A 13,912-nucleotide genomic window follows, 5' to 3' on the forward strand; every position below is an offset into this window, starting at 1 on the left:
GTCACTCGTGCAGGTCGAGTTGGCACTCGTGCAGGTCGAGTTGGCACTCGTGCAGGTCGAGTTGGCACGCTGGTGCCAACTCGACCCGCAGACGTGACGCTTCGACCTGCAGACGTGACCTCTCGGCGGAGGTTTATTCGACGCGGGCGACCATGGGCAGCCGGCTGCGGGTGGTGGCCACGACGATCAGCGCAGCCAGCAGCGGGAGACCGACCACGATGAGCCCGATCAGCCCCCACGGGATCACCAGATAGTGGGAGGCGACGTCGTCACGGGCCGGCCACCCCTCGGCGGTGAGCGGATAGGTCACCGCGATCCCGGGGACGAGCCCGATGATCGCGCCCGGGACCGCACCGAGGAGCGTCACGACGATCGCGTACGCCGCTGCGACTCCCCGCCGCGTACGCGTCCTGGCTCCGACGGCCGACAGGGTCGCCAGATCCGGGCGGGCGTCGTTGAGCGCGAGATGCGTCGCTGTCAGTGCACCGCCGATCATCAGCACGGCACCCAGCGTGACCAGGAGCAGCCACACGATCACCGTGTAGTCGTCGCTCTGGAACCCACGCTCGACCTCGAGCGTCGAGGAGATGTCTCCGGCGGCGAGCGCCTCGTCGAGGTCGGTCTCCGCGGCAGCGCTGATCCGCGCATCCTCGACGTAGAGACCGATGACCTGCGGGTCTGCGCCGAGACGTCTCGCCGTCGCCTCGGTGACCACCGCATAAGACGGAGCGACCCGATCGCCGACGTCGACATAGGTCGCGGGCGCCTCGATCCCCACGCGCTCGTGCTCCTGATCGTCCTCCTCGGAGAACTCCCGGACCACCAGGCGTGCTGATCGCGAGGTCACCAGCGAGTCGTCGGTGGTGAACACGACGACCCCGGAGGAGCGCAGCGTCTTCTCGGCGGCGTCGACATCGACACCCACGAGCGACCGGGTCACGGCCGGCGGGAGCTTCCCGTCGTCGCCGACGACGGTGAGCTCGCCGAACCCGCCGCCGTTGTCGAGCGCGACCTGGCCGCGATCGGCGGTCTCGACGGAGAAGTAGGAGCCGTCCTCTCCGAACACGGCACCCGACATGGGCGTGACGGTCGACCCCGGCACCGCCTTCTCGACCTGCGCCCTCGTGGTCTCCCAGCGCGCTGCCGACGGGGCATCACCCGCTTCGGCACCGCCGAACCTCGGCTGCACCACCGCATCGCCGATCGCGATCGAAGGTTGGTAGGTCTTCTGGTTCTGCTCCTCGTCGCTGCCGAACGCGATCCCGAGCGTGATCACACCGACCACGGTGACCGCGATGGCCCCGACCGCCGGCACCGTCCGTGTGCGATGCCGATCCGCGTCGCGGGTGGCGAATCGCACCACCAACGGCATCCGTGCGCTGAGCCGGGCGGCCACCGAGATCAGGACCGGCAGGATGAACAGCAGCCCGGTGACGCAGAGCAGCACACCGAGGGCGATCGGGAGGCCGCTGAACGCGTTCTGGGTGCCGAAGGCGGCCGAGGCGACACCGGCGGCGAGCAGCACGACGCCGATGACCGGCGAGCGCCGCGAAGGCCGGCTCGCCGAGCGGCGGCCCGACAGGACGCCGACCGCGTTCTGCCGCGACGCGACCCAGGCCGGCACGAGCGCGGCACAGATCGCTGCCGCGAACCCGGTGCAGGCGACCGCCAGCACCTGCAGCCACGGCACCTCGAACGGCCCGAACCATGCCGAGACCTGATCTTGGGCGAGCGGCTGGAGCAGTCGAGCGACCCCGACCCCCAGCAACGCACCCGCAGCGGCGGCCACGGCACCGATGACGACCGCCGAGCCGAGCACGACGCGACGAGACTGGTGGGCAGTTCCTCCGGATGCGGCGATCAGAGCGAGGTCGCGAGCCTGCCTCCGGGCGGCCACCGCGAACGCCGGACCGGCCAGCAACACCACCTCGAGCAGCGCCATGACCACGATCAGCACGACGACGACCGCGTCGGCGGGGTCGGGGGCCTCCATCCGCGGCTGAAGCTCGCGGTCGGCCGCTCGCGCGGCGGCCGGCGGGTTCTGCACGACCGAGCGCGAGAGCACGAAGGCACCGCTCGCGTTCAGCTTCTCGACGTCGGCCCAGGTGAACGCTCCACCACCGACGAGCCAGGCAGGGATCGCAGACTCCCCTCGCGGGAGGCCCGCTCCGGCGACGAACGCGTCGTTGCGTACGGTCGTCGACTCGGCGATCCCCACGACCTTGCGCACCTCGCGGGACTCCCCGGTGCGGATCTCGAGCTCGTCGCCGATGCTCGGCCCGCGGGCAGCGAGAGCGGCATTCACGACGACCTCGTCCGATGCCTGCGGAAGGCGGCCGTCGGTCAACCGGACGAGCCCGGCGGCGAGCGGATCCGTCAGGTCCGTCCGGAGCCCGGTGGCCCCGGTGGCGCCCTTGTCGGTGCGTACGTCGAGCCCGTAGTCGTCGGCCTCGAGCACCGGACGGTCGCCGACGGCGGCACGAAGACCGGCCTCGTCCAACGGCTTGTCCGCGGAGTCCGGTTCGAGCCATGAGGCGGCCTTCTCGGGGTCGATCCCCTGCCGGACGGCTCCAGGGCTCTGCACCTCGACCCGCGCCGCGGCCTCGGTGCCGAGCCGGCGGTCGAGCCCTTCGGCGGTGTTGACGTCGTAGGTCTTGTAGGTCACCGCGACCGCGGTGACACCCGCCACCGGCAGCGCGATCATCGCGACGATGAGCAGGCTGCGCCACTTCGCCCGCCAGGCCTCGCGCCGGCCGATCCGGAGCGCGAGCCGCCAGCCGCCCGCGCCGATCACGCCTCCACCTCGTCACCGAGACCGGTGCCCGGCGTCTCGCCCGCCTCGTCGACCACGAGGCCGTCGCGCACGTAGATCACCCGGTCGGCCCAGCTGGCGTAGCGCGGCTCGTGGGTGACGAGCACGCCGGCGGCGCCCGCGTCGCACCGCGCGCGGATCAGCTTGAGGATGTCCTCACCGGTCTCGGTGTCGAGCGCGCCGGTCGGCTCGTCAGCAAGGATCAGCCGGCGCTCGCCGACGATCGCACGAGCGATCGCGATCCGCTGCCGCTGGCCGCCGGAGAGCTCGTCGGGGAAGCGATCGGCGAAACCGCCCAGCCCGACCTCGTCGAGCGCGGCCTTCGCCGCATCCCGTGCGGCGCGGCGCCCGGCGCCGTCGAGCTCCAGCGGCAGGGCGACGTTCTCCGCTGCGGTGAGCGCCGGGATCAGGTTGAACTCCTGGAAGACATAGCCGATCGACGTACGCCGCAGCTGCGCGCGCCCGCTGATCCCGGCCCGGCCGAGATCGTGGCCGTCGACCTCGACGGCACCCGACGTCGGCGAGTCGAGACCACCGGCGATGGTCAGCATCGACGACTTGCCGGATCCGCTGGGTCCCATGATGGCGACCAACTCACCTGCGTACGCCTCGATGCTGACGCCCCGCAGGGCGTGGACTTCGGCGGCGCCGGTGCCATGGACGCGGCTCACGTCGGTGAGCCGGAGGACGGGTTCACTCATCGGTGGACTCCTTGGTTCGAGTGGGTGCCGGGGTGGCCGGCGTTGCATGGGCGCGGCGACTCAGCCGTTCGCGCGCATCGGCGAGCCAGCGGTCGCCGTCGTGACTGATGCGCCGGAGGTCGCGGGCGAGGGTGTCGTTCATCGACGCTCCCCCTCAGCGGGTTCGGGTGCTGTGCCCTGGGTCGACGCCTGGGCAGCGGCCCGGCGGAGCCGGGACTCACAGTGGTCGAGCCAGCGGATCTCGGCCTCGGCCGCGAAGACGAGACGGTCGAGGACCAGTCCGGCGGCGAGGTCGTCGGCGACACCGGAGCGTGCCTGGCGGCGATAGCCCTGCAGCGCCCGCATCGTGGCGCTGCGCTGCTGCTGCACGACCTTGCCCACGTCGACGCTCGGCACCGCGACCGCCACGGCGAGCTTGATCGCGAGCTCGTCGCGCTGCGCCTGCGTACGCTCCACGGGGGTGTCGAACCATCCCTTGACCTCGACCGTCCCGGCCTCCGTCAGCTGATAGAGCGACCGCCCCTCCGCGTCGGTCCCTCCCGCTTCGACGAGCCCGTCCCGCTCCAGCCGCGACAGGGTCGTATAGACCTGCCCGACGTTCAGCGGCCAGCTCGCACCGGTGCGCTCCTCGAACTCCGCGCGCAGCTCATAGCCATAGCGCGGCGCATCTTCGAGCAGCGCCAGCAACGCATGCTTCACCGACATCCAGCCACCTCCTTCGCTTGCATACTGAGTATGTATATACCCGGTATGCATCCGAACGCAAGGCAGCACCGCCCAGCCGAGAGGTCACTCCTGCAGGTCGAAGCGTCACTCGTGCAGGTCGAGTCGGCACCAGCGTGCCGACTCGACCTGCAGAAGTGACGCTTCGACGTGTGGGGTCAGGTTTCGTCGTGACCGGGGCGGCCGGGGTGGAGCAGGAGATCGACCTCGTCGATGTCCACGTCGGTCACGACGCCGCTGGCCAGGCCGTTGAGGCGGAGGCCATGGATGGCCGTCTCGAGCCCACCGCGCTCGTCGACGAGCTGCTCCGCGGGGAGGGCGTGGACCGTCTCGGCGACCTTGCGCTCCAGCGCCGAGTGGAGCACGCCCCGCGGGTCGACGTAGGCCGTGCCGATGCGGGGCGCGTCGACGACGGCGGAGACGGTGGCGAGCACCCGCACCTCCTGCTCGTCGGCGGTCCGGGTGCGCACCACGATCGCGATCTCGGTCGGCCCCGTCGGCCACTCGAGCACCTCGTGGAAACCGGGGATCGCCACCGTCGTCGACCCCGAGGCGATGCGTACGATCCGCCGGTGGCGGGTCACGACCAGGCATTGACCGCGTCCCGCCCGCCGCAGCAGCGAGGCCACCACCAGCGCGACCGCGATCACCGCGATCACCAGAATCGTCACCGTCTCCCTCATGGCTTCGAGTCTTCCGGTTTCGCGGCCGATTCCGAATGGGTGCCTCCACCCATTAACGCTCTGGCCACGCACTCTGGCCACACACAGAGAACCGGCACGGCCTCTCGGAAGAAGCCGTGCCGGTTCACACGTTGCAGCAGGTCAGGCGGGGAAGCCCTCACCCTTCGCCGCGAGGTCGCGGAGATACTGCGTGGGACGGAAACGATCGCCGTACGCCTCGGCCAGCTCGTCGGCCCGAGCCAGGAAGGCGTCGATGCCGATCGAGCCGTCGGCCGCCTCGTAGCCGGTGATGAACTGCGCCGCACCACCGGTCTGGGCGGGGAAGCCGATGCCGAAGATGGAGCCGATGTTGGCGTGCGCGGCGGAGGTGATGACCCCCTCCTCGAAGCACTTCGCGGTCTCCAGGGCCTCGATGAAGAGCATCCGCTCCTCGGCGTCGCGCAGCGGGATCTGCTTCTCGGCGACCGGGAAGACATCCCCGAGGCCCGACCAGATCGAGCCGCGCTTGCCGTCGACGTAGTCGTAGAAGCCGGCGCCCTTGAGCTTGCCGGACCGACCCACCTCGATGAGCTTGCCGAGCACCTTCTCCGTGGTGGTCAGCTCCTCGATGCCGGCAGCCTCCCGCGTCGTACGCCCGATCTTGACCATGAGCTCGTGGTTGAGCTCGTCGGCGATCTGCAGCGGCCCGACCGGGAAGCCGGCCTGGGTCGCGGCGCGCTCGAGCGAGTAGGGCGCGAGACCCTCGGCGAGCAGCTCGAGACCCTCCTGGATCTGGGTGCCGATGACGCGCGAGGTGTAGAAGCCACGGCTGTCGTTGACGACGATCGGGGTCTTCTTGATCTGCTGGACGATGTCGTAGGCCTTGGCCAGCGCCACGTCGTTCGTCTCGGCACCCTTGATGATCTCGACCAGCGGCATCTTGTCGACCGGGCTGAAGAAGTGCAGGCCGATGAAGTCGGCCGGGCGGTCGATGCCCTTGGCGAGCTCGGTGATCGGCAGCGTCGAGGTGTTGGAGCAGAGCACCGCGTCGTCGTTGACGAACGGGGCGATCTCGCTGAAGACCTTCTGCTTCAGCGAGACGTCCTCGAAGACGGCCTCGACGACGACGTCGACACCGGCGAAGTCCTCCGGGGCGACCGTCGCGGTGATCCGGTTGAGGATCTCGTCGGCCTTGTCCTGGGTGAGCTTGCCGCGCGAGACAGCCTTCTCGTTGAGCTTGGCGGTGTAGGCCTTGCCCTTCTCGGCCGACTCGATGGCGACGTCCTTGAGCACAACCTCCGCACCGGCCCGCGCGAAGGAGTAGGCGATGCCCGCCCCCATCATCCCGGCGCCGAGCACGCCGACCTTGGTCGCCGTGAACTTCTCGACGCCGTCGGGACGCAGCGTGCCGGCGCCGATCGCACCGAGGTCGAAGAAGAACGCCTGGATCATGTTCTTCGACTGCTGGCCCGCGAGCAGCTGGGTGAGGTAGCGCGACTCGATCCGGCTGGCGGTGTCGAAGTCGACCATCGCGCCCTCGACCGCGGCCGAGAGGATCGCCTTCGGCGCGCGCATGTCGGACTGCTTGAGCTGCTTGCGCAGGATCGGCGGGAACGCGGGCAGGAAGCCCGCGAGAGCCGGCGAGGTCGGCTTGCCACCGGGCATCTTGTAGCCCGGCTTGTCCCACGGCTGCGCGATCTCGTCGGGGTTGGCCTTGATCCACGCCTTGGCGGCGGGCACGAGCTCGTCGGGGGAGGAGACCAGCTCGTGGACCAGACCCTTCTCGAGGGCGGCGGCGGGCTTGAACTTCGTGCCCTGACCGAGCACGTCCATCAGGCCGGTCATGATGCCCAGAAGGCGTACGACGCGGGTGACTCCGCCGCCGCCGGGGAGCAGACCGAGGGAGACCTCGGGCAGGCCGATGTCGTAGCGGGCGTCCAGCGCGATGCGGTGCTGGGCGGCCAGTGCGATCTCCAGCCCGCCGCCCAGGGCGGCGCCGTTGATCGCGGCCACGACCGGCTTCGGGAAGGTCTCCAGCTTGCGGAGGGTCGCCTTGATCGCCTCGACCTCCTCGAACACCTCACCGGCGTTCTCCGGACGCACCTGGATCATCTTCTTGAGGTCGCCACCGGCGAAGAAGGTCTTCTTCGCCGAGGCGATGACGACGCCGCTGACGCTGTTCTCGTCGGCGGCCGCTTCGGCGTACAGCTTCTCGACGGCCTCGGCCATCGAGGTCTTGTAGAGGTCGTTCATGGTGTTGGCCGACTGGTTGGGGTCGTCCAGGGTCAGCGTGACGATGCCGTCGGCATCCTTGTCATAACGAACTGCGCTCATTGCTCTTCAGACTCCCTTTCAGACCAGCTCGACGATCGTGGCGATGCCCATGCCGCCACCGACGCACAGCGTGGCGAGACCGCGCTGCTTGCCCTGACGCTCGAGCTCGTCGACCAGGGTGCCGAGGATGATGGCACCGGTCGCGCCCAGCGGGTGACCCATGGCGATCGCGCCGCCGTTGACGTTGGTGATCGACTCGTCGATGCCCATGTCCTTGATGAACCGCATCGCGACCGCGGCGAACGCCTCGTTGATCTCGAACAGGTCGATGTCCTCGACGCTCAGGCCGGCCTTGGCCAGCGCCTTGCGCGAGGCCGGCGCCGGGCCGGTGAGCATGATCGTCGGGTCGGCGCCGGAGACGGCGGCCGATACGATCCGAGCCCGCGGGGTGAGGCCGTTGGCCTTGCCGGCGGCCTCGGAGCCGATCAGCATCAGCGCGGAGCCGTCGACGATGCCCGACGAGTTCCCGGCGTGGTGGACGTGGTCGATCTTCTCGACCCAGTGGTACTTGGCCAGCGCGACGTCGTCGAAACCGGCCTCCTGGCCCTGCTGGAGGAAGGACGGCTTGAGGCCGGCCAGCGTCTCGGCGGTGGTGCCGGGGCGGATCAGCTCGTCGCGGTCGAGCACGGTCAGGCCGGTCTGGTCGACGACCGGGATCACGGCGTCCTTGAAGTAGCCGTTCTCCCAGGCCGCGGCCGCACGGGCGTGCGACTGCGCGGCGTAGCGGTCGACGTCGGCGCGACTGAAGCCCTCGAGGGTCGCGATCAGGTCGGCACCGATGCCCTGCGGCACGAAGCCGGTCTTGAGCGCGGTGTCGGGGTCCTGCGCCCAGGCGCCGCCGTCGCTGCCCATCGGAGCCTTGCTCATCGACTCGACACCGCCGGCGATGATGAGGTCCTCGAACCCGCCGCGCACGCGCGAGGCGGCCTGGTTCACGGCCTCCAGCCCGGAGGCGCAGAAGCGGTTGAGCTGCACGCCGGCGGTCGTCTCGGGGAGGCCGGCCTTGATGGCAGCGGTCTTGGCGATGTCACCGCCCTGCTCGCCGACCGGCGTGACGACGCCGAGCACGACGTCGTCGATGGTCTCCGGGAGGAGGTTGGGGTTGCGCTTGCGCGCCTCGTCGATCAGGCCGACCACCAGGTCGATCGGCTTGACCTCGTGGAGCGCTCCGGTCTTCTTACCCTTCCCGCGCGGCGTGCGCAGGTGGTCATAGATGAATGCTTCAGCCATGCAGGAGATTGTGACACTAAAACTGTCAACGTCAACAGGGTTGGGCTGAAAGGTTCACGAGAGGTTTCTCGAGATGGTGCGATTCACCGCGTCCTGGAAGCTGACCACGATCGCCTCCGTGGTCAGCTGGCGCAGCCGCGGGAGCACGTCCTCGAGGTGCTCGGCCTCCTCCGCGCTGTGATGGGTGCGCTTGAACGGGTCGACGACCTGGTCGCGCAAGATGGTGTTCAGCTCGGCGGCGAGGCCGGCCATGTGCCGCGAGGTCGCGGCGTACGCCGCGGCCAGCGCGTCGCGCGGCAGCCCGAGCTCGATCAGCTGCCGACCGATCCTGGCCTGGATGTCTTCCGTCGGCTCGACCGCCCACGAGGTGATCATCGCCCGTTGCATCGCGAGATCCTCGCGGGTGACGTCGTCGGGCAGCCGGCCGAGATAACGCTCGATCGCCTGGAGCGTGAACCCGTGGTCCTGCAGCGCGGTGACCAGGTCGAGCCGGGCGCGGTGGTCGGGGCCGTAGAGGGCGACCCGGCCGCGGCGTACCGGCGGCGGGATCAGCCCGAGGCTCGCGTAGTAGCGCGTGGTGCGCACCGACAGCCCCGTGGCGGACGACAGCTCATCGATCGTCATCAGCTCTTCGGTCGTCTCGGTCATAGCCACGGACCGTAGACCAACGGTTGCTACTTTGCCAGTGTTACTGTCACTGTTGCTCCGTCGGTGTCGTGCGTCACAGGCGTGGGGCACGATCAGCTCGACCGTCTACCAAGGAGTGTCATGCCCGAGAAGCCCACCATCTACGAAGCCGAGCACGAGGACTTCCGCTCCACCGCGAAGGCCTTCTTCGAGAAGGAGGTCGTGCCGTTCCACGACGAGTGGGAGAAGGCAGGCATCGTCCCGCGCGAGCTGTGGAAGAAGGCCGGCGACACCGGGCTGCTCTGCTTCGACGTCGACGAGGAGTACGGCGGCCCCGGCATCAAGGACTTCCGCTTCAACTCGGTGCTCCACGAGGAGATGGCGAAGATCGGCGCCAGCGGCCCCGGCTTCTTCGTGCACACCGACATCATCGTCCCCTACATCTCCCACCTCGGCACCCCCGAGCAGAAGCAGCGCTGGCTGCCGGGCTGCGTCTCGGGCGACATCATCACCGCCGTCGCGATGACCGAGCCGGGCGCGGGCTCCGACCTCCAGGGCGTACGCACCACCGCGGTCGACAAGGGCGACCACTACCTCCTCAACGGCTCGAAGACCTTCATCTCCAACGGCATCAACGCCGACCTGGTGATCGTGGTCGCGAAGACCAACCCCGACGCCGGCGCCCACGGCATCTCGCTGCTCGTCGTCGAGCGCGGCATGGAGGGCTTCGAGCGCGGCCGCAACCTCGACAAGGTCGGCATGAAGGCGCAGGACACCGCCGAGCTCTCCTTCACCGACGTGGTCGTGCCGAAGGAGAACCTCCTCGGCGAGGAGGGCTCCGGCTTCATCTCGCTGATGACCCTGCTGCCGCAGGAGCGCATCTCGGTCGCCTCGATCGCGGTCGCCGCCGTCGAGCAGGTGCTCGAGCTCTCCCTCGACTACGCCCGCACCCGAGAGGCCTTCGGCCGCCCCATCGGCCGCTTCCAGAACACCTCGTTCACGCTCGCCGAGATGGCCACCGAGGCCTACCTCGCCCGCCTCTTCCTCAACGACGCCGTCACCCAGCTCAACGCCGGCACCGCCGACACCGTGCTCGCGTCGATGGCGAAGTGGTGGACCACCGAGCTGCAGAAGAAGTTCGTCGACCAGGGCGTCCAGATCCACGGCGGCTACGGCTACATGATGGAATACCCGATCGCCAAGGCCTTCGTCGACAGCCGCATCCAGACCATCTACGGCGGCACCACCGAGGTGCAGAAGCTGATCATCAGCCGCCACCTGGGGCTCTGACCAAGGTCGTACGCAGCGGCGTCGGACGGGCTTCGGCTCGACCGACGCCGCTGTTCCGCATCTACACGCGATCCTGGTCGACGCGCGACGGGAGCCGATCACGTCTGTGAGCATGGGACCGTGCCGATGTTCAAGACTCCGCAGATCGTGCTGTTCAGCAGCGATGTCGAACGTGCTGCGACCTTCTACAAGAGCGCGGGATTCAGCGAGCTCTTCCGAACCCCGACAGAGGGGACGCCCATACATATCGACCTCGAGCTCGACGGCTACCGCATCGGTGTGGCCAGCGAGGAGTCGACGCGAAACGACCATGAGATGGATCCGGTCGTCGCAGGTCAGCGGGCAGCCGTGATCTTGTGGACTGACGACACATCGATGGCCTACGAGCATCTTCAACGACTCGGGGCAAAGCCCGCGAAGGCGCCCTCACCGTGGCTCGGACGCCTCCTCATCGCATGGCTCGAGGATCCTGACGGACATCTGATCCAGGTTGTGCAGCCAACACAGCCGTCGGAAGCGTGACCTCACGCATCCAGGAGACCGGCATCAGCCGAGGAATGGTCGTTTCGGCCCGCCACGACACCCGACGAGGACCCATATCGACCACTTTCGTCAGGAGAGCTCCTGGCTGCGTACGTAGGCGGCGCGGGTGGCCTCGAGGAAGGCCGCCCGCAGGCCGTTTTGCTCCAGCGCGCCCAGCGCGGCGGCGGTGGTGCCGCCGGGCGACGTGACCTGCTCGCGGAGGATGGCCGGGTGGGTGCCGCTCTTGAGCAGCTCGGCAGATCCGGCGAGCGTCTGGATGACGAGCGTGGTCGCATCGTCCCTGGTCAGACCCAGGTGGACGCCTGACTCGATCCAGGCCTCCGCCATCAGGAAGACGTACGCCGGGCCCGACCCGCTCACAGCGGTGACCGCGTCGATCTGCGACTCGGGCACGGTCACGACCTTGCCGACCGCCTCCATCAGCTCAGCGGCCGCGGCGATCGACTCGGGGGTTGCCGAAGCGCCGCCCGCGACCGCCGACATGCCTTCGCCGACCAGGGCCGGGGTGTTGGGCATGACCCGCACGACCGAGACGCCCTCGGGCACGGCCGGTTCCATCGCGGAGGTCGGCACGCCGGCGGCCAGCGAGACCACCGTGGCCCCTTCGCGCAGCGACGACGCGATCGACTCCAGCGCCGGCACCACGCCGTAGGGCTTCACGCCCAGCACCACGATGTCGGACTCCGCGACGGCTTCGGCGGCGGGCAGCGTACGGATACCGTGCTTCTCGCGCAGCGCGGCCGCCTGCTCCTCGCGGGCCTCGACGACGATGACGCTCTCGGGCGCGTGTCCGGCCTCGAGAAGTCCGGCGAGGACAGCCCCGCCCATGTTGCCTGCACCGATGATCGCGATCGTCATGGTCGCAGTCTCTCAGAGCACCCTCGCGATTCCGCCCCGGCCGGCCTCCGGCGCTGCTAGTTTCGATACCCGCCCCAGTAAGTGTCGCTGGTCATCGGGAGGCCACATGCGCATCCGTCGTACGTCCCTGCTTGCTGTGGTCGCCCTCGCGGCGACGTTCGCGATGACCGGGCCGCCGGCTTCGGCCGAGAGCGACCAACCCCGGCTGCCGACCCCGGAGTCGGAGGTCAACGTCACCGGAGAGCCGTTCACCGGCACCGCACCCGACGGCACCGTGCAGGGGCTGATCGACGCCCACAGCCACATGTTCATGCAGGACGGCATCGGCGGCGCGGCCGTGTGCGGGAAGGCCTGGTCGGAGGCCGGCATCGCCGACGCTCTGCAGGACTGCCCCTCCCACGGCATCGCCGGTGAGACGGCGCTGCTGGAGAACCTCACCCGCACGGGCAGCCCGCTCGGTTTCCACGACACCACCGGCTGGCCCTCGTTCGCCGACTGGCCGGCCCACGACTCGCTGACCCACCAGCAGATGTACTACCGCTGGGTCGAGCGCGCCTGGCGCGCCGGCCAGCGCACGCTGGTGGTGCAGCTGACCAGCAACAAGGCGTTGTGCCAGATCAACCCGGGCACCAACCAGAGCTGCGACGAGATGACCGCGGTGCGCAAGCAGGCGCAGGACGCCTACGACACCCAGGCCTTCATCGACGAGCAGTACGGCGGCGAGGGGAAGGGCTGGTATCGGATCGTCACCGACCCCGGGCAGGCACGCGAGGTGATCGAGGACGGCAAGCTCGCCGTCGTGCTCGGCATGGAGACCTCGGAGCCGTTCGGCTGCTCCCAGAAGCTGCACCTGCCCTCCTGCACCCGCGCCAACATCGACGCGGGGCTCGACGAGCTGAAGTCGCTCGGCGTCTCCTCGATGTTCCTGTGCCACAAGTTCGACAACGCGCTGTGCGGGGTGCGCTACGACAAGGGCACCACCGGGCTGCTGGTCAACGCCGGTCAGTTCCTCACCACCGGCACCTTCTGGACGCCGAAGTCCTGCGACCCCGGCCAGCCGCACGACAACAACCCGCGTCTCGTCGAGCGGCCGAAGGAGCTCGACTGGCTCCCCCAGCCGCCGATCTACCCCTCCGGCACCGTCTGCAACCCCTACGGCCTCACCTCGCTGGGTGAGTACGCCCTGAACGGGCTGATCGAGCGCGGGATGATGGTCGAGGTCGACCACATGAGCGCCAAGGCCGCCGGCCAGGCCTTCGACATCCTCGAGGCCGCCGACTACCCCGGCGTGCTCGCCAGCCACTCCTGGATGGACGAGCGCTATCTCGACCGGCTCTACGCCCTCGGCGGCTTCTCCACGATCTACGGCCACAACACCGACCAGCTGCTGGAGGAGTACTCGCGGACCGCGCCGATCCGTGACCGCCACGGCGCCGGGATCGGGTTCGGCTTCGACATGAACGGCTTCGGAGGCACCCCGGGTCCTGCGAAGTCGCAGGTCACCTACCCCTTCCGCAGCGTCGTCGGCGACTCGATGATCGACCGCCAGGTCACCGGCCAGCGCATCTGGGACTACAACACCGACGGCGTCGCCCACTACGGGATGGTCCCCGACTACGTCGAGGACCTCCGCCTCACCGGAGGCCAAGACGTCATCGACGACCTCGTCCGCGGCCCCGATTCCTACCTGCGTACGTGGGCGGGGGCTCGGGCTGCGGCCGACTGAACCACCCGCCCCCGAACAAAGCCCAGAGGATGAGCACGGGCTGGAAGAACAGCCGGACCAGCCGCGCGCTGTCCGTGTCGAGACCGAACGCGTCGACGCCTTCGACATACTGCGCGATGTTGCCGGGGAAGACGGCCACGAAGAACGCGGCGAGCAGCGCCCCGACGAGACGGCGCTTGGCCGGCAGCAGGAGGAACGCCAGCCCGAGCCCGATCTCGACGACACCCGAGCCGAGCACCGTCAGATCCTCGTCGATGGGGAACCAGCCAGGCACCTGCGCCCGGAACTCCTGACGCAGGGTGGTCAGGTGCGCCACCCCGACGACCGTCATCGCCACACCCAGCAGGAGGCGCGCCACAGTGCGCGCGATCGAGATCATCGCTCCACTGTAGGAGCACCCCGCCCG

General features: G+C 69.3%; 13 protein-coding genes. 3 read left to right on the forward strand and 10 right to left on the reverse strand.

Going from position 1 to position 13,912, the window contains the following annotated elements; translation table 11 throughout:
* Positions 1–133: 133 nt before the first annotated feature.
* From FB381_RS23445 to FB381_RS23475, 8 genes are all read right to left on the reverse strand, one after another.
* Positions 134–2,794, reverse strand: a complete 2,661-nt coding sequence (locus tag FB381_RS23445; RefSeq protein ID WP_141782468.1) for an ABC transporter permease — start codon at positions 2,792–2,794, stop codon at positions 134–136.
* Positions 2,791–3,513 carry an ABC transporter ATP-binding protein gene (locus FB381_RS23450; RefSeq protein WP_141782469.1) on the reverse strand — a complete coding sequence of 241 codons (723 nt, stop codon included), beginning with the start codon at positions 3,511–3,513 and terminating at the stop codon, positions 2,791–2,793. The genes FB381_RS23445 and FB381_RS23450 overlap by 4 nt, the downstream gene beginning before the upstream one ends.
* The gene (locus FB381_RS24005) at positions 3,506–3,655 is read right to left on the reverse strand and encodes a hypothetical protein (protein WP_170225286.1); all 150 of its coding nucleotides are present in this window, start codon (positions 3,653–3,655) and stop codon (positions 3,506–3,508) included. Before FB381_RS24005 ends, FB381_RS23450 begins: the two co-directional genes overlap by 8 nt.
* Positions 3,652–4,218, reverse strand: coding sequence for a PadR family transcriptional regulator (locus FB381_RS23455; protein ID WP_141782470.1), 567 nt, complete (start codon positions 4,216–4,218; stop codon positions 3,652–3,654). The genes FB381_RS24005 and FB381_RS23455 overlap by 4 nt, the downstream gene beginning before the upstream one ends.
* 176 nt (positions 4,219–4,394) lie before the next feature.
* Complete coding sequence (locus tag FB381_RS23460) at positions 4,395–4,919, reverse strand: SPFH domain-containing protein (protein WP_141782471.1); 525 nt, start codon at positions 4,917–4,919, stop codon at positions 4,395–4,397.
* Between the two features lie 141 nt (positions 4,920–5,060).
* Positions 5,061–7,232 (reverse strand): 3-hydroxyacyl-CoA dehydrogenase NAD-binding domain-containing protein, encoded by a 2,172-nt coding sequence (locus FB381_RS23465; protein ID WP_141782472.1) that lies wholly within the window; start codon positions 7,230–7,232, stop codon positions 5,061–5,063.
* A gap of 18 nt (positions 7,233–7,250) precedes the next feature.
* Entirely contained in the window at positions 7,251–8,462 is a 1,212-nt protein-coding gene (locus FB381_RS23470) for an acetyl-CoA C-acetyltransferase (protein ID WP_141782473.1), read from the reverse strand.
* Between the two features lie 54 nt (positions 8,463–8,516).
* Complete coding sequence (locus FB381_RS23475; protein ID WP_141782474.1) at positions 8,517–9,110, reverse strand: MerR family transcriptional regulator; 594 nt, start codon at positions 9,108–9,110, stop codon at positions 8,517–8,519.
* A 120-nt stretch (positions 9,111–9,230) separates the two neighbouring features.
* Here FB381_RS23475 and FB381_RS23480 point away from each other — a divergent pair, with 120 nt between their 5' ends.
* Both FB381_RS23480 and FB381_RS23485 read left to right on the forward strand, forming a co-directional pair.
* Positions 9,231–10,379, forward strand: coding sequence for an acyl-CoA dehydrogenase family protein (locus FB381_RS23480; RefSeq protein ID WP_141782475.1), 1,149 nt, complete (start codon positions 9,231–9,233; stop codon positions 10,377–10,379).
* A 126-nt stretch (positions 10,380–10,505) separates the two neighbouring features.
* Positions 10,506–10,901, forward strand: a complete 396-nt coding sequence (locus FB381_RS23485; RefSeq protein ID WP_246088339.1) for a VOC family protein — start codon at positions 10,506–10,508, stop codon at positions 10,899–10,901.
* 90 nt (positions 10,902–10,991) lie between these two features.
* On the opposite strand, the gene proC is transcribed toward FB381_RS23485, so the two are convergent.
* Positions 10,992–11,780 carry a pyrroline-5-carboxylate reductase gene (gene proC, locus FB381_RS23490; protein ID WP_141782477.1) on the reverse strand — a complete coding sequence of 263 codons (789 nt, stop codon included), beginning with the start codon at positions 11,778–11,780 and terminating at the stop codon, positions 10,992–10,994.
* A gap of 106 nt (positions 11,781–11,886) precedes the next feature.
* Between proC and FB381_RS23495 the strand changes: the two genes are divergently transcribed.
* Positions 11,887–13,506: an amidohydrolase family protein gene (locus tag FB381_RS23495; RefSeq protein ID WP_141782478.1), complete on the forward strand. Its 1,620-nt coding sequence runs from the start codon at positions 11,887–11,889 to the stop codon at positions 13,504–13,506.
* Here the strand turns inward: FB381_RS23495 and FB381_RS23500 are convergent.
* Positions 13,433–13,885 (reverse strand): DoxX family protein, encoded by a 453-nt coding sequence (locus FB381_RS23500; RefSeq protein WP_141782479.1) that lies wholly within the window; start codon positions 13,883–13,885, stop codon positions 13,433–13,435. The two genes, FB381_RS23495 and FB381_RS23500, sit on opposite strands and share 74 nt — an antisense overlap.
* Positions 13,886–13,912 lie beyond the last annotated feature (27 nt).

It is taken from the genome of Nocardioides albertanoniae (assembly GCF_006716315.1).
Classification (GTDB): domain Bacteria; phylum Actinomycetota; class Actinomycetes; order Propionibacteriales; family Nocardioidaceae; genus Nocardioides; species Nocardioides albertanoniae.